16 protein-coding genes are annotated in these 20,385 nt (G+C 57.3%); 9 read left to right on the forward strand and 7 right to left on the reverse strand.

Annotated features, from left to right (window positions below; all coding sequences use genetic code 11):
* Positions 1-140 precede the first annotated feature (140 nt).
* The 5 genes from MME58_RS20760 (at position 141) to MME58_RS20780 (ending at position 9,325) form a co-directional block, all read left to right on the forward strand.
* Positions 141-2,192 (forward strand): putative bifunctional diguanylate cyclase/phosphodiesterase, encoded by a 2,052-nt coding sequence (locus MME58_RS20760; protein WP_054986198.1) that lies wholly within the window; start codon positions 141-143, stop codon positions 2,190-2,192.
* A 169-nt stretch (positions 2,193-2,361) separates the two neighbouring features.
* Complete coding sequence (locus tag MME58_RS20765; protein ID WP_054986199.1) at positions 2,362-3,729, forward strand: imelysin family protein; 1,368 nt, start codon at positions 2,362-2,364, stop codon at positions 3,727-3,729.
* A 199-nt stretch (positions 3,730-3,928) separates the two neighbouring features.
* Entirely contained in the window at positions 3,929-4,816 is an 888-nt protein-coding gene (locus tag MME58_RS20770; RefSeq protein WP_054986200.1) for a DUF4123 domain-containing protein, read from the forward strand.
* Positions 4,813-8,289 (forward strand): toxin VasX, encoded by a 3,477-nt coding sequence (locus tag MME58_RS20775; protein WP_055006922.1) that lies wholly within the window; start codon positions 4,813-4,815, stop codon positions 8,287-8,289. The genes MME58_RS20770 and MME58_RS20775 overlap by 4 nt, the downstream gene beginning before the upstream one ends.
* On the forward strand, positions 8,270-9,325 hold the full coding sequence (locus MME58_RS20780; RefSeq protein WP_233590989.1) for a DUF6708 domain-containing protein: 1,056 nt from the start codon (positions 8,270-8,272) through the stop codon (positions 9,323-9,325). Before MME58_RS20775 ends, MME58_RS20780 begins: the two co-directional genes overlap by 20 nt.
* A 24-nt stretch (positions 9,326-9,349) precedes the next feature.
* Here MME58_RS20780 and MME58_RS20785 read toward each other — a convergent pair whose 3' ends face one another.
* The gene (locus MME58_RS20785) at positions 9,350-9,979 is read right to left on the reverse strand and encodes a pyridoxamine 5'-phosphate oxidase family protein (RefSeq protein ID WP_054986202.1); all 630 of its coding nucleotides are present in this window, start codon (positions 9,977-9,979) and stop codon (positions 9,350-9,352) included.
* Between the two features lie 217 nt (positions 9,980-10,196).
* Here MME58_RS20785 and MME58_RS20790 point away from each other — a divergent pair, with 217 nt between their 5' ends.
* The 3 genes from MME58_RS20790 to MME58_RS20800 all read left to right on the forward strand — a co-directional run bounded on the left by MME58_RS20790 (position 10,197) and on the right by MME58_RS20800 (position 13,875).
* Positions 10,197-11,624 carry a di-heme oxidoreductase family protein gene (locus MME58_RS20790; protein ID WP_055006921.1) on the forward strand — a complete coding sequence of 476 codons (1,428 nt, stop codon included), beginning with the start codon at positions 10,197-10,199 and terminating at the stop codon, positions 11,622-11,624.
* Positions 11,625-11,687: 63 nt separating this feature from the next.
* Positions 11,688-12,752 (forward strand): imelysin family protein, encoded by a 1,065-nt coding sequence (locus tag MME58_RS20795; RefSeq protein WP_055006920.1) that lies wholly within the window; start codon positions 11,688-11,690, stop codon positions 12,750-12,752.
* 16 nt (positions 12,753-12,768) lie between these two features.
* Positions 12,769-13,875, forward strand: a complete 1,107-nt coding sequence (locus MME58_RS20800; RefSeq protein ID WP_054986205.1) for a DUF1513 domain-containing protein — start codon at positions 12,769-12,771, stop codon at positions 13,873-13,875.
* A 43-nt stretch (positions 13,876-13,918) separates the two neighbouring features.
* Here MME58_RS20800 and MME58_RS20805 read toward each other — a convergent pair whose 3' ends face one another.
* From MME58_RS20805 to colR, 5 genes are all read right to left on the reverse strand, one after another.
* A complete protein-coding gene (locus tag MME58_RS20805; protein ID WP_054986206.1) occupies positions 13,919-14,146 on the reverse strand; it encodes a hypothetical protein in 228 nt (75 codons plus the stop codon).
* Positions 14,143-14,865, reverse strand: a complete 723-nt coding sequence (locus tag MME58_RS20810; RefSeq protein ID WP_055006919.1) for a lipopolysaccharide kinase InaA family protein — start codon at positions 14,863-14,865, stop codon at positions 14,143-14,145. The genes MME58_RS20805 and MME58_RS20810 overlap by 4 nt, the downstream gene beginning before the upstream one ends.
* Positions 14,866-14,869: 4 nt before the next feature.
* The gene (locus tag MME58_RS20815) at positions 14,870-15,550 is read right to left on the reverse strand and encodes a class I SAM-dependent methyltransferase (protein ID WP_055006918.1); all 681 of its coding nucleotides are present in this window, start codon (positions 15,548-15,550) and stop codon (positions 14,870-14,872) included.
* A gap of 200 nt (positions 15,551-15,750) precedes the next feature.
* Complete coding sequence (locus MME58_RS20820; protein WP_055006917.1) at positions 15,751-17,040, reverse strand: sensor histidine kinase; 1,290 nt, start codon at positions 17,038-17,040, stop codon at positions 15,751-15,753.
* Complete coding sequence (gene colR / locus MME58_RS20825; RefSeq protein WP_002555020.1) at positions 17,030-17,713, reverse strand: two-component system response regulator ColR; 684 nt, start codon at positions 17,711-17,713, stop codon at positions 17,030-17,032. Before colR ends, MME58_RS20820 begins: the two co-directional genes overlap by 11 nt.
* A 177-nt stretch (positions 17,714-17,890) precedes the next feature.
* Between colR and MME58_RS20830 the strand changes: the two genes are divergently transcribed.
* Positions 17,891-18,631, forward strand: a complete 741-nt coding sequence (locus MME58_RS20830; protein WP_055006916.1) for a phosphatase PAP2 family protein — start codon at positions 17,891-17,893, stop codon at positions 18,629-18,631.
* A gap of 84 nt (positions 18,632-18,715) precedes the next feature.
* Here MME58_RS20830 and groL read toward each other — a convergent pair whose 3' ends face one another.
* Positions 18,716-20,359: a chaperonin GroEL gene (groL, locus tag MME58_RS20835; protein ID WP_054986211.1), complete on the reverse strand. Its 1,644-nt coding sequence runs from the start codon at positions 20,357-20,359 to the stop codon at positions 18,716-18,718.
* Positions 20,360-20,385: the final 26 nt, after the last annotated feature.

Consider the following 20,385-nt stretch of genomic DNA (forward strand, 5'->3'; position numbering starts at 1 on the left):
TAAGGTGGCTTGGGCCAGTAGGTGCAAGGAACGCGAAGATCAGCCAGACGCACCGCTTCTGACCAGTTCACGGCGGGAGACGCTGGCTTTTCGAGGGTCATGAGGCGCTCTGTCCTCCGACACGAACTAAGGAACGGCCATTGAAGCTGGAACTCAAGAACAGCCTGTCGGTAAAGTTGCTGCGCGTTGTACTGCTTTCGGCGCTGCTGGTAGGCGTCGTGCTCAGCTGTGCGCAAATTGTTTTCGACGCCTACAAGACACGTCAGGCCGTCGCGAGCGATGCCGAACGAATTCTCGGAATGTTTCGTGATCCCTCGACTCAGGCGGTCTACAGCCTGGACCGCGAGATGGGCATGCAAGTCATCGAGGGCCTGTTTCAGGATGACGCCGTACGCATGGCGTCGATCGGACATCCCAACGAAAGCCTGCTCGCCGAAAAAGACCGCCCTCTGAAGGCGTCTCCAACCCGATGGCTGACAGACCTGATCCTTGGCCAGGAACGCAGCTTCACCACCCAATTGGTAGGTCGCAGCCCCTACAGCGAATACTACGGCGATCTGCGCATCACGCTGGACACTGCCAATTACGGCGAAAGCTTTCTGGTCAATGCCGGAATCATTTTTGTCGCCGGCGTGTTGCGTGCACTGGCAATGGGCCTGGTGCTGTATCTGGTCTATCACTGGTTGCTGACCAAGCCGCTGTCAAAAATCATCGAACACCTGATTGCGATCAACCCTGACCGCCCCAGCGAACACCAGTTGCCCTTGCTCAAAGGTCACGAAAAAAACGAACTGGGGATCTGGGTCAATACCGCCAACCAGCTGCTTGCCTCTATAGAGCGCCACACTTATCTGCGCCACGAAGCGGAGAACAACCTGCAGCGCATGGCGCAATATGATTTTCTGACCGGGCTGCCCAACCGGCTTCAGTTACAGACCGGGCTGGACAGAATTCTGGAAGACGCGGGACGTCAACAGCACAGGGTCGCGATTCTCTGCGTAGGCCTGGATGATTTCAAAGGGATCAACGAACAGTTCAGCTATCAGGCAGGCGACCAACTGTTACTCGCGCTGGCCGACCGGCTGCGCGCCCACAGCGGGCGACTCGGTGCACTGGCGCGCCTGGGCGGTGATCAGTTTGCGCTGGTGCAGGCAAAAATCGAGCAACCCTATGAGGCGGCAGAGCTGGCACAGAATATTCTGGATGAGCTGGAAGCACCTTTCGCAGTAGGCGAACAGCAGATCCGCCTGCGCGCGACCATCGGCATCACACTGTTTCCGGAAGATGGCGACAGCACCGAGAAGCTGCTGCAAAAGGCCGAGCAGACCATGACACTGGCCAAAGCCCGCTCGCGTAACCGATACCAGTTCTACATCGCCAGCGTCGACAGCGAAATGCGCCGCCGTCGTGAACTCGAAAAAGATCTGCGCGAAGCGCTGCCACGCAATCAGTTGCACCTGGTCTACCAACCGCAGATCAGCTATCGCGATCACCGCATCGTTGGCGTGGAAGCACTCATCCGCTGGCAACATCCGGAGCATGGTCTGGTGCCACCGGATGTATTCATCCCGCTGGCCGAACAGAACGGCACCATCATTGCCATCGGTGAGTGGGTGCTTGATCAGGCGTGCCGCCAACTGCGGGAATGGCTTGATCAGGGCTTCACCGATCTACGCATGGCGGTCAACCTGTCGACCGTGCAGCTGCACCACGCAGAACTGCCGCGCGTGGTGAACAACCTGTTGCAGATCTACCGCCTGCCGCCCCGCAGCCTGGAACTGGAAGTGACTGAAACCGGGCTTATGGAAGATATCAACACTGCCGCCCAGCACCTGCTCAGTTTGCGCCGCTCTGGTGCATTGATTGCCATCGACGACTTTGGCACCGGCTATTCGTCGTTGAGCTACCTGAAAAGCCTGCCGCTGGACAAGATCAAGATCGACCGGAGTTTCGTGCAGGATCTGATTGATGACGACGATGACGCCACCATCGTGCGGGCCATTATCCAGCTGGGTAAAAGCCTGGGCATGCAGGTCATTGCCGAAGGTGTGGAAACAATCGAGCAGGAAGCCTATGTGGTGACCGAAGGTTGTCATGAAGGTCAGGGCTACCTGTACAGCAAGCCGCTGCCCGGTCGGGAATTGCTGGCCTATCTGAAACAGGCGCGAGAGGATAAAGCCGCCAGCCGCTGAGCAGTTGCGGCCCGCCGAGCCAGTTTGAAACCGGCTGTTACAACCTGCCGAATGCCTGAACACGACCGCAAAGGCGTTTTGCCTTTACATCGAATGCAAATCTTTCGCATCATGTCGCAGATTTTCTGGGCGCACCCCGCCATCCCCTCTATCGACGCAGGATTCCGTCATGATTCGTATGCCTCTGGCAACCGCTAGTCTGTTGGCCATCGCTATCTCTCTCGCCGGTTGTGGCGAAGGCAAGGACAAGGCCGCCGCCCCGGCACCCGCGCCAGCCGCTGCTCCTGCGGCCCCCGCTGCCGCGCCTGCTGCCCCCGCAGCGTCTGCTCCGGCCACAGCGGCGCAAATTGACGACGCGGCGGCCAAGGCTGTGGTCGCGAATTACGCCAACATGGTGTCTGCGGTATTCGACGATGCCCAGGCCGGTGCTAAAAAACTGAGCACCGCCGTCGACGCATTCCTGGCCAAACCCAACGATGAAACCCTGAAAGCTGCCCGGGATGCGTGGGTGGCTGCGCGCGTGCCTTACATGCAGAGCGAAGTCTTCCGCTTCGGCAACACCATCATCGATGACTGGGAAGGACAGGTGAACGCCTGGCCCCTGGACGAAGGCCTGATCGACTATGTCGCCAAGGATTACCAGCACGCGCTCGGCAACCCCGGAGCCACTGCCAATATCATCGCCAATACCGAGATTCAGGTGGGTGAAGACAAGGTCGACGTGAAGGAGATCACCTCCGAAAAACTCGCCAGCCTGAACGAGCTGGGCGGTTCCGAAGCCAACGTTGCTACCGGCTACCACGCCATCGAATTCCTGCTGTGGGGCCAGGACCTGAACGGCACCGGCCCTGGTGCCGGCGCTCGTCCGGCCAGTGACTACCTTGAAGGCACTGGCGCGACCGGCGGCCATAACGATCGCCGCCGCGCTTACCTCAAGGCAGTTACCGATCTGCTGGTCAGCGACCTGGAAGAAATGTCCGGCAACTGGAAGGCAGGGGTTCCCGATAACTACCGTGCCACGCTGGAAGCAGAATCCGGCGAAAGCGGTCTGCGTAAAATGCTCTTCGGCATGGGCAGCCTGTCACTGGGTGAACTGGCGGGCGAGCGCATGAAAGTCGCGCTGGAAGCCAACTCCAGCGAAGACGAACATGACTGCTTCAGTGACAACACGCATAACTCGCACTTCTACAACGGCAAAGGCATTCGCAACGTTTACCTGGGCGAATACACTCGCACGGACGGCAGCAAGGTCAGTGGTCCGAGCCTGTCATCGCTGGTCGCCAAGGTCGACCCGGCCACCGACGCCACCTTGCGCGCCGACCTGGACGACACCCAGGCAAAATTGCAGGCTATCGTTGATCACGCCAACAAGGGTGAGCACTTCGACCAGTTGATTGCCGCAGGCAACACGGCAGGCAATCAAGTGGTGCGTGACGCCATTGCTGCGCTGGTCAAACAGACAGGCGCTATCGAGCAGGCAGCTGGCAAGCTTGGCATCACCGACCTGAACCCGGACAACGCTGATCACGAGTTCTGACAGCCGTCGCTCCTGCAGTAGTCACCAATGCCGGTCAGTTCGCTGACCGGCATTTTTTATGCTGCTCGATATGTGCTTCAGATCTGGCCAGCGATATTTCAGCGATCTTTGTAGGGTATTTCCCAAAGTCATTTCCGTGTATTGAACACGCTCTCCATACCACCGAGTATCCGCGCTCCTGCCCTTCCAAAGCGCGCTCATGTTTGAATTTGAATCCGGCCCCGGTGGTCTGCCATGGTCGAAAAACGCTTACCTGCTGCTCAACGCCATCAATCTCCCACAGCTGAGAAGAAAGCTTTTCGAGTGGAACCCAGCACCGATCTGCACACTGCTGTTTCTGCAAACCCGCTTCAGTGAATTACTCGACCACTCGCCGGCACTGGTTCAGATCGATGGCCCGTACGACCCGACGTTTTCAGATTTTTTGACCAATGCGTGCGAGGAATGGGGCCTGCTCCTGTTCAGTGATGCCGACCACAAGACAGTGGCCGATCACCTGCGCTGGCTGGTTTTCGTTGATAAGCCAACAGGCAAGGCCTGTCACTTGAACCTCTCGGACCCGCCGGTCGCCAACGCGCTGTTCGGGCTTCATCCGGCGCACATCGACAATCGGCTGTTTGGCCCTATCGACAGTGTTTATGCAGCAGATGTCATTACTGAACACTGGGTCCGGCACGAGCGCCGGGGTGAGCCAGCCATTCATGAAAACACGACGCTTTATCGGATGAGCGAACGGCAGATGGAGGCCATGAATGACGTCGCGTTCCGCCTGATCGTGATCAGTCTTGACCAGCACTTGCGCACATTTTTCCCGGACTACCTCACCTCCACGGGTTTGAAGTCGCGATACGGCCATGTCTATGCACTGGCCGTCACAGCCTATGAAGCGGGCTTCAACAGCGAAGCGGATATTTTCCATTACGCCAACGTCACCTGCTTTCTGGCTACCCAGCCAGCCGAGTCGCAGCTTGATATCAGGATGCTTATGAATGAAAAGTCCTCACTGACGCCATCCCGGCGTATTCAACAGGCCAACTGGCTGGCAGTGAAACGCAGTCGCGAACAGCACGAAGCGATCCGGCCATGACTCGCAAAACGCTTTCACCTGTGGACAAAGCCTATTGGGAGTCCAGAGCAAAAAGCCATATTGACGCCCGCAACAGTACGAGCAACTGCCCGCTAATGGGCATCAAAGTGCAACTGCTGCCACTGCGTTATGGCCGCGTGGAACGGCTTCACTACCCGTCGGAGACTTCGGGCTACAGAGACTTGAAACGACCGCTCGGCTTGCGTCTGGTGCGTGATGGCTATTTGTATGTGATCGATGAAAGCACTGGCTACCTGCATGAATATCGCCTCGACAGCGGCGTACCGACCAAACTGCTCTGGCAGGACCGGGAAGTCACTCAGGATGTCAGGCCGACCACGATTGGCGAGCACACCCTGATCTTCGCCCGTGATACAACGTTGCATATTGCCTATGCCGAACTGCAATGGACCGCCGCCAAATGCAACCGTGTGCTGGGCAGCGCTGCAGACCGTTTCTATTTCATGCAGAAAGTGAATCTGGCTGAAGCCGATTGCCAGCGCGGCGGCGTTCACCTTCGCGTCGAGCAGCAAGTCAGAGAGCAGCTTGCCGAACTCGCCGAATTGCCGGCACAACAATGCACGGCGCCCGATATGCCCGAAGGCGAACGTCAGGACTATGTCTGGGAGCATCTGCCGCTGTTTCGCGAGGCACACATCGGCGAATTGAAAAATACACTCAACCCGTACTACGAATTGAATCACCTGTATCTGGTGCTGGACGACAGCATTGGCATTCTGCGTGACCTTGCGCAGGAGCAGGACGAGGTGGTGGGCTGGCTAAACCATTGGCGTGAGCGCAACGACAATGAAATGCGTTACATCACCGCCAGCTACATCGACACACTGATGAGCGTTGACGACAACACTGCCCGGCAGACAAATCCTGACTCGAAACTACTGAACACTGCTACGCCCGAACAACGCAGCCGCATTTACGATTACCTCAATGCGCGCAATGACTGGCACCGGGAACACTCCAAGGGACCTGTGCCAGCGACTACATCAGCGGGGCAGTATTCCGCCATGCGCGGGGTCGCGTATACCGAACGGCCGCAAACCGGATTTGCCAGACTGAACATGGAAAGCAAGCACTCACAGATGGTGCTCGCGCTCGGTAAACCTCTCCATGAAGAACTGAAAGACGATATTGACGCGCTGGAAGATAACAACCAAGGCATGCTCAACGGCGTCGGACTTGGCTCGCGAGGTCTTTACGATCTTGTTCGTCACCAGGAGATGCAAGCTTATCTGACCCAGGAGCGCTCGCATCTCCAACGCTGGACGCAGCGCCTGGACGATATCACCCATGATCGCGTGAGCCTGTTCACTCAAGGTGAGCTCTTTCGAAGTGCCTGGTACTTCGACCCAGACCATCCCGACCAGTTGAAAAGCGCCTTGGCGATGGAGCTCAACTGCACCCGCGACCTGTGCCGCACCGACGAAAGCCTGCGGAAGGTCAGCGACTACTTTCACGACAACCCCCACTACATTCTGCCGGTGTTCTATGGGCGTCTGGACATGGACTTTCTGCGCGCCAAATCAGGCAACCTGCTCAAGTGGCTGGATGATATTCATAACTTCAGCGACGGACTGGCCGATGCCCATAGGCGCATCGCTGATATCAGCCACATCATGGGCAATCACTGGACCAACAGTCTGAATCTGGACCCCGCTGCCCTGCCGCTGCACCAAGCCGTCAATGCCAGTTATATCCCGGCCGTCGCCCTGAACCTGGAGCGCTGGCTGATTGAAATGCAAAAGCGGTTGAACAGCCCACAGCTACGCCAACATCTGGATAACTTCAGCAGGGCAAGCAATCGAGCACAGCGACTGGGCATGTTGGTGGCGCTGCAACAGGAAGCCGTCACGCTGAGCGTTGCAAACGAAGCCGATGTGACAAAATTTCGCGACAACTTCGTGCGCTTGAATCAGCTGCTTGCTACCGAAGACGACCTCATCAGAGAGCGCAACCGCCTCACCAAACTTATTAACCGCCGCACACTGACAGCGGATCAACATCGAGATCTGCTTCACGAAAGGCAATACAACCACCAGCGGCTGCTGCAAACCCGTAACACGCGCGACGCGCTGCGCCGAGACCTGGAAAAAGCCATTACCCCGACAGGCACTCCGCGCAATGGCGCGATTGGCGTTCGACTGGATATCACTGATCCACAACTGCAAGCGCTCAATGACGAAATTGACACGCTGCGAGCGGGGGCGTTTGGAGGGTATGCAACTCAGGGGGCGGCTGCGGCGGCGCTGAAGGGCAGTTTCTTTCCGTTACTGGCGGTGTGTTTGCAGGTTGGGAATCTGGGGGAGGCGTGGGCTGTTTGGACGGGTGCAAGGGATAATATATCTGCGAAAGACCTGGTAATAGCGACCGCAACCCTTTACTCCTTTGCAGCCGCTGCTCTGGCAGTTTACCAGTCGGTACATATTGCTATCGTAGACAGAGCACTGCGCATCCTGATGATTAACAGTGCCGAAACTACGGGCGGGTTACTGGCGGTACGACTGGGCTCATTAAGTTTGGGCCTGGGCAGTGTCATCGCTCCTCTGAGCTTGCTAGGTACAGTCGGCACACTATGGAATGACTGGGAAAAATGGAAAAGCGCGTTTATTAACGGAACCTCGGGAGAAAGAGCCGGAGCCCTGATGGGCTTGACAGGTGATGCGGGAGCCATCGGAATAAATTCTGCCATAACGCTGTATGCAGGAAAGGAGATGGCCGGGCTTTGGGCGGACATAAAAGCTGCAACGCCATCGACAAAAAAACTGATTGCCAGTCGAGCGTGGGCCACTCGGGGTCCTCGTTTCCTTCATGTCTCCATGTATCTGACACCTTGGAGTCTGGTTTTCGCTGCGCTGCAGTTAACCGGGGAAACACTCTACAATTACTCAAGCCTGGATGACCAACAACGCTGGTTATTAGGTTGTATTTGGGGAAAAAATCCAGAAGGCTGGGACGGGTCCGCACATGGTCAAAAACTGGCCGAAATCAATTTATTACCCACCGTCTTTGACAACGGCATTATCCATCGTCGCATTGATGGCGACCCCGTACGCAGCTTACATCTGGTATTACCAGGCCTGACAGAAGCGACCTTCGATGACACATCGCTACGCTGGACTGCGGTGTTACATAATTTATCTTACAGAGAAGACATCAGTGAGGCGCTTTGCCAAAGAGCCTCCATAGTCTCTGCGTCCCCCTTGACCCTAAAGCTGGAGATACCGACTGACTGGCAGGGACATAACACAGTTATGCTTTTGCAACTGGCAGCAAAGCCCGCACTGGCAACGGCATTCTTGAAAGAAAACCAAGGATACTTGCACTACCGAATTCCGTTGGGCATGGATATCAGGAGCAATCCTATCAGCGCATCGTTGCCATCATCCAAAGAGGCGCTCCAATTACCGACCACGCAGATAAAAAGAGATAAGCTTTGTGACTTCCAATCATCATAATCTGCCGCCCAGTGAAAGCGGTAGCAAGCAAGAGTCTGCCCACCAGGCATTTTATCTTTCGCCACTCCCTGTCCCCACAGGGGCTGTCGCTATCAGCGCATGGAACTCCTGCAAATCGATCAATGATGTTTATCTTGACTATGGTCCGGGGCTCGAACCCTTGGAGAAATCCGTGCGCGCCATTATCGGCCTTATGACGGTTATAGCAGTCACTCTCCTGATGACCAGCTTAGCCATGACGTTACGTGATTATATAAAACATGAGAGATTCTTATTGGAAAACTTTATGGAGTTCTCGCCCATTCACTATTTTGTCAGTGGACTGTTCTTACTCATGACTGTCATTCATTATTTTATTATCTCTGGCCCCTTGGTCCCCATGCCATGCCCTCGGCCCGTCCGCTTCAATAGACAACGCCGTGAAGTGGCATACATTACCAAATACTGGAGACGTCCCAGATTTGCTTCATGGGAGGACATCGTAGCCTGTGTCAGCACCGGCGAAGCAGCAACGGTATATGGAACCATCAAATTCGCTTATCTGACGATTGGGCTAGAGGGCAAATCAGGTGGTCACGCTTCATGGATCACCGTACCTACTCACACAAGGGAGTTGGCGTTGAGCGAATGGGAAATTATTCGCGCTTACATGGAAAAGGGTGTTGACGCACTGCCGTTGCCAATGAGACCAGGAAACGTGGAGGAAGGTACTGTAGAGCATTTCCATATGCGCCGCCGTTATTATCGATCAGAAGGTGATTACCTGCGTTACCTATTCAACTTCCTTCCGGTCCAATTCCTCTCGGGCTGGACCCTTCCCTGCTACATTGCCGCCGGGGTAACCCGCCTGCCTTTCATACGCTTGCCCAAATCGATTTTCGACTGGTCCGCCCCCCTACCCCGCGAACAATGGCAAGCCCCCAGCGCCGAACTGATCGCGCAAAGCGAAGAAGTACGCAAAAGCCTCCGCAAGGGCATGAGTATCTTTGACTACTTTCTTGAGAAGGAAAAAAACCAGAACAAAGCCGGTGTCTGATCGAGTCGGGGCCACCCGCCGTGATCAATACAGCGTATCCGCAATACGGCCCGGTAAAGCCTTGTCATAGGCTTCACCGTCGATCTGCTCAGCCGAGACCGCTTTGAGTATCTGCCCCGCAGTGGGTAATGCACTGCGCTCGATGTGCTGCGTCGTGTCCCACAAACCGGACCTGATGGTCGCCCTGCTGCACTGGAAATAGACGCTGGTCACTGAAATGCGCAGCACTGACCTGGGCAACTGCCCCTTCACCGCAAAACGCGACAGCAACTCGGGCTGAACCGATATCTGAGCGGTTCCGTTGACGCGCAGGGTTTCCCCCACGCCGGGTATGAGAAACAGGAGCGCGACACGTGGGTCGTTGACGATATTGCGCAGCGTATCGATGCGGTTGTTGCCACGTCGGTCAGGCAGATAAAGCGTCTTGCTGTCTTCGATATGCACCAGCCCCGCCTGATCTCCGCGCGGAGAGGCATCGAGCCCGTCAGGCCCGGCAGAGGCCAGCACGGCGAACGGTGCCTGCTCGATGAAAGGCCGGTAGATCTCATGAATGTGGTCAACTTCCTTGATGAGCGAAGGAGGTGCGATCGGACCATAGATCGCTTCCAGTGCCTGGATGGTGGTCACGAACGCGCTGTTGTCCGGGGTATCCATTGATGTGATCTCAACCTGGTGTTTTATCTGCGGATACTGTCAACGTCGACAAACGCGACAGCCTTTGCAGCATAGGCAAAAATGCAGGGGCTCGGCCAGCTTGAAGATTCGTAACAACACATTGCATCAGACGCCGTAAACGATAATCCCTCTTATTCAAACCGCTCGAGGCTGATAAGCTTGCACGCCCCGATTTTCGCCTCGTTGCAGGATGTGTATGAGTACGCGGCTCCGTCTATCCCTTGCCTTGCTCACGACTCTGGTCCTGAGCGCATGCGATGACGCCCCGCGTTTCACATATGCCGAGCCGGGAGAAGCCTTGTCCGGTGGCAGCGCTACCGTCAGGAAGAGCGACCAGAACGCGTTCTCCATGCCCTCGGCCAATCTGGCCCCCGTGCGGAGGCTGGACTTCAGCGTCGGCAACAGCTTTTTCCGCAGCCCGTGGGTAATTGCGCCGTCGACCACCACGGCTCGCGACGGACTGGGGCCGCTGTTCAACACCAATGCCTGTCAGAACTGCCACATCAAGGACGGGCGCGGTCATCCGCCGGAGGCTGACGACAGCAATGCGGTATCGATGCTGGTCAGGCTGTCGATTCCCGATGACCCGGCCTATGCCGACCTTATAAAGCGCAACGGTGTACTGCCCGAACCGGTTTACGGCGGGCAATTGCAGGACATGTCGAACCCCGGCGTAGCGCCCGAGGGCAAGGTACGGGTCGAGTACGATGCGCTGACAGTCGAGTTTCGCGATGGCACGTCAGTCGAGCTGCGCCAGCCAACCCTCAGAATCACCCAGCTGGGTTACGGCCCCATGCACCCCGATACGCACATCTCGGCGCGCATAGCCCCGCCAATGATCGGCCTGGGCTTGCTCGAGGCCATTGCCGACGACGCAATCCTGGCCAACGCCGATCCCGATGACAAAAACGCCGATGGCATCTCGGGACGAGCCAACTGGGTGTGGGACGACGCGCAGCAAAAAATCGTCATGGGCAGATTCGGCTGGAAAGCCGGACAACCCAACCTTAACCAGCAGAACGTGCACGCTTTTTCCGGTGACATGGGGCTGACCACCAGCCTGCGTCGTTTCGATGACTGCACGCCAGCCCAGACCGATTGTCTGGCCGCGCCCAATGGCAATGGCCCGAATGGCGAGCCGGAGGTCAGTGACAACATCCTGCGCCTGGTGGAGTTCTACACACGAAATCTGGGGGTTCCAGCACGCCGCAGGGTGGATGACCCTCAGGTGCTGGCGGGCAAGAATCTGTTTTTTCAGGCGGGATGCCAGCAATGCCATACACCCGCTTTCAAGACCCGTGGCGACGCCGCCGAGCCTGAGCTGGCCAATCAGGGAATTCGCCCTTACAGCGACTTGCTGCTGCACGACATGGGCGAAGGACTGGCCGATAACCGTACCGAGTTTCAAGCCTCTGGCCGCGAGTGGCGTACACCGCCATTGTGGGGGCTGGGCCTGACCGGCACTGTCAGTGGACACACCCAGCTGTTGCACGATGGTCGCGCCCGCAATGTGCTTGAGGCGATACTGTGGCACGGCGGCGAAGCCCAGGCCGCGCAGCGGCAGGTGCTGGCATTTGATGCACAGCAGCGTGAAGCACTGTTGGCGTTCCTGAATTCGTTATGATTGCGCCCAACCCAGAATCGTCTCGTTTCAAAAAATCTTCTTTTCGAAAATAAGGAGCCGGACATGTTCCGACCCAAGTTGTTGCTGACCAGCCTTGCGGCGCTTGCCTTGGGTGCCTGCTCGCCATCCGACCCGCAGGCAGTCACGTCCGCAGCCATTGCCAAACAGGTGATCCTGCCGACCTACAGCCGCTGGGTCGATGCTGATCGTCAGTTGGCAAGCAGTGCGCTGGCGTTCTGTCAGGGCAAGACCGACCTGGCCACGGCGCGTGCCGACTTCCTGAAAGCGCAGAAGACCTGGGCTGAACTGCAGCCGCTGTTGATAGGCCCTCTGGCCGAGGGCAATCGCGCCTGGCAAATACAGTTCTGGCCAGACAAGAAGAACCTGGTCGGTCGTCAGGTCGAGCAACTGGTGAGCGCACAGCCGCAGATCAACGCCCAGGAGCTGTCCAAGGCCAGCGTAGTGGTTCAAGGCCTGTCCGCTTACGAATACATTCTGTTCGACGCTGAAATCGACATGGCCAATGCCGAACAGAAAGCGCGCTATTGTCCGCTGTTGATGGCGATCGGCGAGCGTCAAAAGCTGCTGGCCGAAGAAATCCTCAACAGCTGGAACAGCACGGACGGCATGCTCGCGCAGTTGAGCAAGTTCCCCAACCAACGCTATGCCGACTCTCACGAGGCCATTGCCGAACTGCTACGGGTGCAGGTCACCGCCCTCGACAGCCTGAAAAAGAAGCTGGGCACGCCCTTGGGTCGCCAGAGCAAAGGCCAGCCGCAACCCTTCCAGGCCGACGCCTGGCGCAGCAAATCTTCTCTCAGCAGCCTGGAAGCCAGTTTGATCAGTGCTGAGACGGTCTGGACCGGTGTCGACAACAAGGGCCTGCGCAGCCTGCTGCCCGCCGAGCAGAAACCGCTGGCCGACAAAATCGATGCGGCCTACGCTACCAGCCGCAAATTGCTCTCGGAGCTCAAGCCGCCGCTGGCCGACCTGCTGGCCACTGATGCAGGACGCCAGCAACTCAATGCGTTCTACGACAGCCTCAATGCGGTGCATCGTCTGCATGAAGGCGAGCTGGCCAAGGCGCTGGGCATTCAGTTGGGCTTCAACGCCAACGACGGCGATTGATCAAGAGGTACATGTGATGTTGCGACGTCAGGCCAAGGCATTCGGCAGCCTCTTGCTCAACGCTTGCACGCTGGGCGGCTGGAAACTGTTCAGGCAACAAGGCGCACGCCCCCTGCTGCTTTCCGCTCGCGACGATGGCGACGGCAAACACTATGCGGTGGGTTTCCGGCTCGACGGGACACAAGTCTTTGCTACCCCAGTGGGCCAGCGCTGCCATGACATCATCAATCATCCCGGCCTGCCACTTGCGGTGTTCATCGCACGTCGTCCAGGCACTGAAAGCTATCTCATCGATCTGCGTGACGGCCGCTTGCTGCAAACCATCGTCTCGCAGCCGAACCGGCACTTCTATGGCCATGCAGTGATTCATCGCGACGGCGAATGGCTGTATGCGACGGAGAACGACACGCGCGACCCAGGCCGCGGATTGCTGGGCGTCTATCGATTTGTCGACGAGCGGCTGGTGCACTCGGCTGAAATCCCCACACACGGCATCGGTCCGCATCAAGTCTCATGGATGCCGGATGGCGAAACGCTGGTGGTCGCGAACGGCGGCATTCGCACCGAAGCGGAAAGCCGGGTAGAGATGAACCTGAATGCCATGCAACCCAGCCTGGTCATCATGCAGCGTGACGGGACGCTGCTGAGCAAGGAAACGCTTTCTCAGCAGATGAACAGCGTACGTCATCTGGGCATCGCCAGTGATGGCACTATCGTGGCGGGTCAGCAGTTCATGGGGGACAGCCACGAACTGGCCGAGTTGCTGGCGATCAAGCGGCCCGGCCAGCCATTCCAGGCGTTTGTGGTGGCCGAAGAGCAATTGCGGGCAATGGCTCACTATACGGCCAGCGTCGCAGTGCACAGTGAGCTACGGCTGGTAGCCCTGACGGCACCACGCGGTAACCGGTTCTTCATCTGGGATCTGGACAGCGGCGCATTGAAACTGGACGCGCCGTTACCTGACTGCGCGGGCGTGGGTGCTGTGGCCGACGGTTTTGTCGTTACCTCGGGCCAGGGACGTTGCCGCTTCTACGATTGCCGCAGACAGGAACTGCTTGCCAGGCCGCTGGACCTGCCCGCAGGGCTGTGGGACAACCATCTTCATCTGGCTCAGGTGGGGTAGCCAGAGGTTCCGTCCGGGAACAACCGGCCTTGGTTACGGGGCCTTAGTTACGAGCTCCTGCCCCTTGTGCCAGGCTGTACATGAACAGCAAAAGGTCATGGTCCGGCTGCACGTTTACCAGACTCTTCGCCACACGCGGCAAGGGGCAGTATCCCTCGCCATGTTGTGCCGTGAGTATTCGGGTAGACGGTTGCTCAAGCGCCGCCACGGCGACGGTCGCTACTGCGAGTGCACCGAAGATAAACAAACCTCTTGCCATTTCTAGCTTCATGACTCTAAACCTTTGATAGAGCTGCCAAACGCTGCCTGGTAAAAGTAGAACAACTTTTGCCAGTCTGCAGCGCTGAATGACGAATGGCGTCGTAGCTGTTTCATATCATGCTGGGCTGCGCCATGAGCGGTCAGGCGGCGACGGCCTTTTTCAAGGTCCAGCAAGGCGACCTCTACCTTGGCATCCGGCCCCTCACCCGTTACACGTACAAAAATATGCTTGATATACAGGCAGCTGTGCTGCCAACGGCCCAAGTGCATGCGCGCCAGGGTGGTCGCTACTTCCTTGAGCATGCGCTCATAAAACAGCTCGCCATGCCGCTCGCGCCCCCCGGCAGCCTGCCACTTTTCTATCTCTTCGAAACCTTCCAGTGCGACCGTAACCAGCAATGCACGCCATGCATTGTCTTCGCCACGTTCGGCACCGCAAAACACCACCTCAGGTACAACGACGCCAAGCTTTCGCAGCCCTTCTAACGCCTCGCGCTCGCGCAATACGGTGGGGCGACCGAGCGGATGCAGCAGACTGCGATAGATATGACCTATCTGGCGCTTGGCATAAAGAGTCTGCCCGTTGCCCATGTCGAGCCGTTGTACACCACTTTCTCCACCTCGACGTGCGTTGGGTTCTTCAACCCACTCGCCGTGCTGACTCCAGAAATGGTTGAACTCATCCTGCACGGAGTTCACAACTGGCTCTTTCAAGGACTGCAAACCCATCTGTTTACCTTTTACGTAAGACATAGACTCGCCACATGGCGTACATCGGCAGAAAGTCCATTCGGTTCTGGATACGAAATCCTGCCTGTTCAAATTCGGACTCTGCGGTAGCAGCCGGTAACACAAAACGATTCTGGTAACTTTCCTGCCCATTTTTCTGCTGGCGCTGTTTCTCCAGACGCGCACGCTTCCATGCCTTGAAATTGCCATCAACCCACAGCGAAACAATGACACTGTCTCGGGTAACGCGCTGAAACTCATGTAACAGAGCCATTCGGTCACTCGACTGGCCAACATGGTGCAGCAAGCGCATGCAGAAGATGCTGTCTACCGCGTTATCGGGCAAGTCGATGGCAAAAGCAGATGTCTGCAAAGGTTGTACCCTTTTCACCACTTCTGCAGGCTGCGATGCACAGGCGGTACTGAGCATGTCCGCAGAGTTGTCCGCACCAATGATCGAGCGGTTGGGTTTCTCCGCCAACAGTGGCCAGAAGCGTCCTGCACCACAGGGCAGATCCAGCACCAGTCCCGGATCCCCGGCCAGGTGCAGGGCTTTTCTTGCCAGTTGTTCATCACGATGGTGCGACAGCTTGCGCCAGATACCGTCTTGATGCTTCTCAAGATACTGGCGAGCATGTGACTTGTCGTACTTACGGGAAAACTCGAGTTCTATGCGGTCGCTCATGGGAGCAGCTCCTGACGTTGATGCGGGCCAAACTAAAGGCACCGCTGTCACTGTCAGGTCATCTGAATGTGAAAAAAATGTCACCTTTACACGTCAGATGTTTCGAGATTTTACAGAGAGTTAGACACCGTGTGTGACCAATCGACGAAGTGCAGTCGATTTATCGTCACACACTGAAGCGGGTCTACTCGAAGTGAAGGTCAGGTCTTGACCACATTCAGCGTCACTTTGAAGCGACAACCATGCGGTTCCATAGGCGTGAGATCGACACTCCAGCCCTGGTTGGTGCAAATGCGCTGTACCAGTGACAACCCAAGGCCCAGGCCTTCGCCGCGCTGCTCATTGCCGCGTACAAATGGCTCGAACATGGCCTCGCGTTTTTCCTCGGGAATGCCCACACCACTGTCCTCCACGGTGAAGCTCTCTGCGTGGAGCGTCAGCGCAATGAAACCGTGATCCGTGTAGTGCAGGGCATTGCGCAGCAAGTTGCCCATGACAGCATGCAGGAACGTTGCGTTGTAGCGAATTTCAGACAACTGGTCATCCGTTGGCGGGGTATAGATCAGTTGAAGCCCTTTGCCTTCTATTGGATCACGCCACTGAGAGATCAACTGCTCGGCCACGCCGACCAGAGTGGCCTTGGGCGTCATGGCCGGATCTTCACGCTGGGTGCGCGCGAGCATGAGGAAGGTCTGCACCAGATCGCGCATCTCTTCGCAGGCGCGACCGATACGCTCAACCTGACGACGCCCGCGTATATCGAGCGCAGGATTTTCCAGCAGCAACTCGCAGGAACTGGCCAGCACCATCAAAGGGGTACGCAGCTCATGGCTCACATCGCTGGTGAACATACGCTCACGAATCAACGCCTGCCTCAGACGCCCCAATGTTGCGTCGAACGCCACTGCCAGCTCGCCGACTTCGTCGGCGGCATAGTCAGGTGCCAGTGGCGGTGCCAGCCCCAGCAACTGGTCACGGTGACGAACCTGCCGGGCCAGACGCACGACCGGTGCCATCACCCGACGGGCCAGTACCCAGCCCAAAAAGACTGCCAGCGCCAGCGCCAGCACGAAACCGACCAGCACGACAGCGAACAGCACCCGCTCACGCTCTTCAAAATCGCTCTGATCCTGAAGCAGGGCGTAATGCCGACCATCCACCACCTCGATCATGGCGTGATACGACAGCGGGCCTCGAAAGACCTCATGAAAACCAGGCTCAAGGTGCCGAAGGTCCTTGGGCAGATCAAAGTCGCCCGGACCGTTGCTGAAGTAGAACAACTGGTCGGGCTTGGGCCGATGGCTCCAGTCGCTGACACTGTCCATCAGCATCAGACGATTGAGATCACCGCCGAGGCCTGCAGAAATCAGTTTTTCTTCAACCAGGTGAACGGTAGAGATGATACCGATGGCGAAAGATCCGGCGACCAGTGCACTCATCAACGCAAAGGCAATGATGATCCGTTGGGCAAGACTCTGTTTAAACTCCATCCCGGCCCTCGGCCAAGCGATAGCCCACACCGTGCACGGTCTGCAACAACGGTTTGCCGAACGGTTTGTCGATGACCTGACGCAACTGGTGCACATGGCTGCGCAGGCTGTCGCTGTCCGGACAATCGTCGCCCCATAAAGCTTCTTCCAGAATCTCGCGACGCAGTACATGCGGGCTTTTCTGCATCAGGACAGCGAGCAGTTTGAGCCCGACCGGGTTGAGCTTGAGCATCCGGCCTTCGCGCGTCACCTCAAGTGTATCGAGGTCATACACCAGATCGGCAACCTGCAAGGTGCGACGTCCGCCGCCCTGGGCACGGCGCAGAACCGCTTCGATCCGCGCGGCCAGTTCCGACAGGGCAAAAGGCTTGAGCAGATAGTCATCAGCACCGGAGCGGAAACCCTGCAGGCGGTCATCCAGTTGATCGCGTGCGGTCAGCATGATGACCGGCGTATCGCGACGCGCATCTTCACGCAGACGCTTGCACAGCGTGTAGCCGTCGATGCCCGGCAGCATGATGTCGAGGACGATCAGGTCGTAATGCTCGGTGGCCGCCAGATGCAGTCCTGAGAGGCCATCCTGGGCGCAGTCGACGGTATAGCCTTTCATGCCCAGGTAATCGGCCATGTTCGCCAGGATGTCGCGGTTGTCTTCAACCAGAAGAATTCGCATAAAGCACTCTCATATGCAGTTTGGGCTGGCGCAGCTTAAGACGAAGTGGGCGTAAGGGCCAGCGCCGAAATGCCATGACGTTTTTTTCACCTATGATTTACAACGCCCATGACACACTTTGAGACAAACCGTCGCACACAATGATCGCGGCATGCCTTTCACCGATCTGGATTCGATATGTCGAAAACCGTCGCCCCACCCTACTCTCGCCCTATCAACCCGTGGATTTATCTGGGTGTACCCGCCGTCGTCGCGCTGGCCCTTGTACTCCTTGAGCTGACCTCGCTGGACATGGACATCGCCAAGCTGGCTTTCGACCCTGTCAGTGGACAATTCATCGGCAGGCACAGCTATTTTCTCGAAGACGTCCTTCATGATCGCGCCAAGCAACTGGTCATGATTTTCGGCGTGCTGGTCATGATCGGCTTTGCCGCCTCCTTCAAGGTAGAGCGTCTGATCCCGTGGCGTAGAGAGCTGGGTTGCCTGGTGCTGTCCATGGCTCTTTCAACCGCCTTCGTGACGCCGGTAAAAGTGGTGACCTCGGTGCAATGCCCTTGGAGCCTGACCGAATTCGGAGGACAGGAAACCTACAGTGAACTGTTGAGCCCGCGCCCCGCCACCGATAAACCGGGACGCTGCTGGCCGGGTGGCCATGCTGCTACCGGGTTCACTCTGTTTGCCCTGTTCTTTGCACTGCGCGACCGCCGCCCACGCATGGCGAAAATGGGACTGGCCCTGGCCTTTGGCCTGGGAACAGTGTTCTCCATCGGCAGGATGCTGCAAGGTGCACACTTCTTTTCACATAACATCTGGACTGCAGTGTTCTGCTGGCTGATCTGTCTGGGGGTTTATTACTTCATTCTCTATAAGCCTGAACCGAAACGCCTCGCGAACGCGACGACTCAGGTGACACGCTGATTGGTCCCGAACAAAAAAAGGTCATAAAAAAACCCCGCACAAGGCGGGGTTTTTTATGGGTGCAGCTTTGCGGGTAAGGCCGGATTACATCATACCGCCCATACCACCCATGCCGCCCATGTCCGGCATGCCGCCGCCTGCTGGCTTGTCTTCAGGCACGTCAGCGATCATCGCTTCGGTGGTGATCATCAAGCTGGCGATGGAGGACGCCGCCTGCAGAGCAGAGCGAGTCACCTTGGCCGGGTCCAGGATACCCATTTCGATCATGTCGCCATATTCGCCGGAAGCAGCGTTGTAACCGTAGTTGCCACGGCCTTGCTTGACCTTGTCGACTACGACGCTTGGCTCGCCACCGGAGTTGGCTACGATCTGACGCAGAGGCGCTTCTACAGCACGACGCAGCAGAGCGATACCGACGTTCTGGTCGCTGTTATCGCCTTCCAGGTCGGAAATGGCCAGCAGAGCACGAACCAGTGCCACGCCACCGCCAGGTACCACGCCTTCTTCAACGGCTGCACGGGTGGCGTGCAGGGCGTCTTCAACGCGGGCCTTCTTCTCTTTCATTTCAACTTCGGAACCTGCACCGACCTTGATCACTGCAACGCCGCCCGACAGCTTGGCCAGACGCTCTTGCAGTTTTTCCTTGTCGTAGTCCGAGCTGGTGTCGCCGATTTGCTGACGAATCTGGGAGATGCGCGAGTCGATATCGGTTTTGACGCCAGCACCATCGATGATGGTGGTGTTTTCTTTGTTCAGAATGACGCGCTTGGCATTACCCAGGTGTTCCAGGGTAGTGGTTTCCAGGCTCAGGCCGATCTCTTCGGAGATAACGGTACCGCCAGTCAGAACAGCGATGTCCTGCAGCATGGCCTTGCGACGGTCGCCGAAGCCTGGAGCCTTGACGGCTGCAACTTTCACGATACCGCGCATGTTGTTGACCACCAGAGTGGCCAGCGCTTCGCCTTCAACGTCTTCGGCAACGATCAACAGAGGACGGCCAGCCTTGGCGACTGCTTCCAGAACCGGCAGCATTTCGCGAATGTTGGAAATCTTCTTGTCAACCAGCAACAGCAGCGGGCTGTCGAGTTCGGCAACCATGGTGTCCGGCTTGTTGATGAAGTACGGAGACAGGTAACCGCGGTCGAACTGCATGCCTTCTACAACAGACAGCTCGTTTTCCAGACCCGAACCTTCTTCAACGGTGATGACGCCGTCTTTGGTCACTTTTTCCATGGCTTCGGCAATAATGTCGCCGATGGAATGGTCAGAGTTGGCCGAGATGGTACCGACCTGGGCAATCGCCCGGGTGTCGGTGCAAGGCTTGGACATGGCCTGCAGCTCTTTGACGATGGCGATGGTCGCCTTGTCGATGCCGCGCTTGAGGTCCATCGGGTTCATGCCGGCAGCGACAGCCTTCAGGCCTTCGTTGACGATTGCCTGAGCCAGAACGGTCGCTGTGGTAGTACCGTCACCGGCATCATCGTTGGCACGGGAGGCAACGTCTTTGACCAGCTGCGCGCCCATGTTTTCGAAACGGTCTTTCAGCTCGATTTCCTTGGCAACCGATACACCGTCTTTGGTGATCAGCGGAGCGCCAAAGCTTTTCTCGATGATAACGTTGCGGCCTTTAGGACCCAGGGTCGCTTTAACTGCGTCAGCCAGGACGTTTACACCGGCGAGCATTTTCTTGCGGCCAGAATCGCCGAATTTAACTTCTTTAGCAGCCATGATCATTATTCCTTGAATACTTTGTA

The sequence above is a fragment of the Pseudomonas syringae pv. tagetis genome, from assembly GCF_022557255.1.
Taxonomy (GTDB): Bacteria; Pseudomonadota; Gammaproteobacteria; order Pseudomonadales; family Pseudomonadaceae; genus Aquipseudomonas; species Aquipseudomonas caricapapayae.

What these genes read in the sequence shown, in the direction of transcription:
- MME58_RS20765 (WP_054986199.1), top strand. Translation starts at nt 2,362, where the DNA reads ATGATTCGTATGCCTCTGGCAACCGCTAGTCTGTTGGCCATCGCTATC.
- MME58_RS20770 (WP_054986200.1), top strand. Translation starts at nt 3,929, where the DNA reads ATGTTTGAATTTGAATCCGGCCCCGGTGGTCTGCCATGGTCGAAAAAC.
- MME58_RS20775 (WP_055006922.1), top strand. Translation starts at nt 4,813, where the DNA reads ATGACTCGCAAAACGCTTTCACCTGTGGACAAAGCCTATTGGGAGTCC.
- MME58_RS20785 (WP_054986202.1), bottom strand. Translation starts at nt 9,979, where the DNA reads ATGGATACCCCGGACAACAGCGCGTTCGTGACCACCATCCAGGCACTG.
- MME58_RS20790 (WP_055006921.1), top strand. Translation starts at nt 10,197, where the DNA reads ATGAGTACGCGGCTCCGTCTATCCCTTGCCTTGCTCACGACTCTGGTC.
- MME58_RS20795 (WP_055006920.1), top strand. Translation starts at nt 11,688, where the DNA reads ATGTTCCGACCCAAGTTGTTGCTGACCAGCCTTGCGGCGCTTGCCTTG.
- MME58_RS20800 (WP_054986205.1), top strand. Translation starts at nt 12,769, where the DNA reads ATGTTGCGACGTCAGGCCAAGGCATTCGGCAGCCTCTTGCTCAACGCT.
- MME58_RS20805 (WP_054986206.1), bottom strand. Translation starts at nt 14,146, where the DNA reads ATGAAGCTAGAAATGGCAAGAGGTTTGTTTATCTTCGGTGCACTCGCA.
- MME58_RS20810 (WP_055006919.1), bottom strand. Translation starts at nt 14,865, where the DNA reads ATGGGTTTGCAGTCCTTGAAAGAGCCAGTTGTGAACTCCGTGCAGGAT.
- MME58_RS20815 (WP_055006918.1), bottom strand. Translation starts at nt 15,550, where the DNA reads ATGAGCGACCGCATAGAACTCGAGTTTTCCCGTAAGTACGACAAGTCA.
- MME58_RS20820 (WP_055006917.1), bottom strand. Translation starts at nt 17,040, where the DNA reads ATGGAGTTTAAACAGAGTCTTGCCCAACGGATCATCATTGCCTTTGCG.
- colR (WP_002555020.1), bottom strand. Translation starts at nt 17,713, where the DNA reads ATGCGAATTCTTCTGGTTGAAGACAACCGCGACATCCTGGCGAACATG.
- MME58_RS20830 (WP_055006916.1), top strand. Translation starts at nt 17,891, where the DNA reads ATGTCGAAAACCGTCGCCCCACCCTACTCTCGCCCTATCAACCCGTGG.
- groL (WP_054986211.1), bottom strand. Translation starts at nt 20,359, where the DNA reads ATGGCTGCTAAAGAAGTTAAATTCGGCGATTCTGGCCGCAAGAAAATG.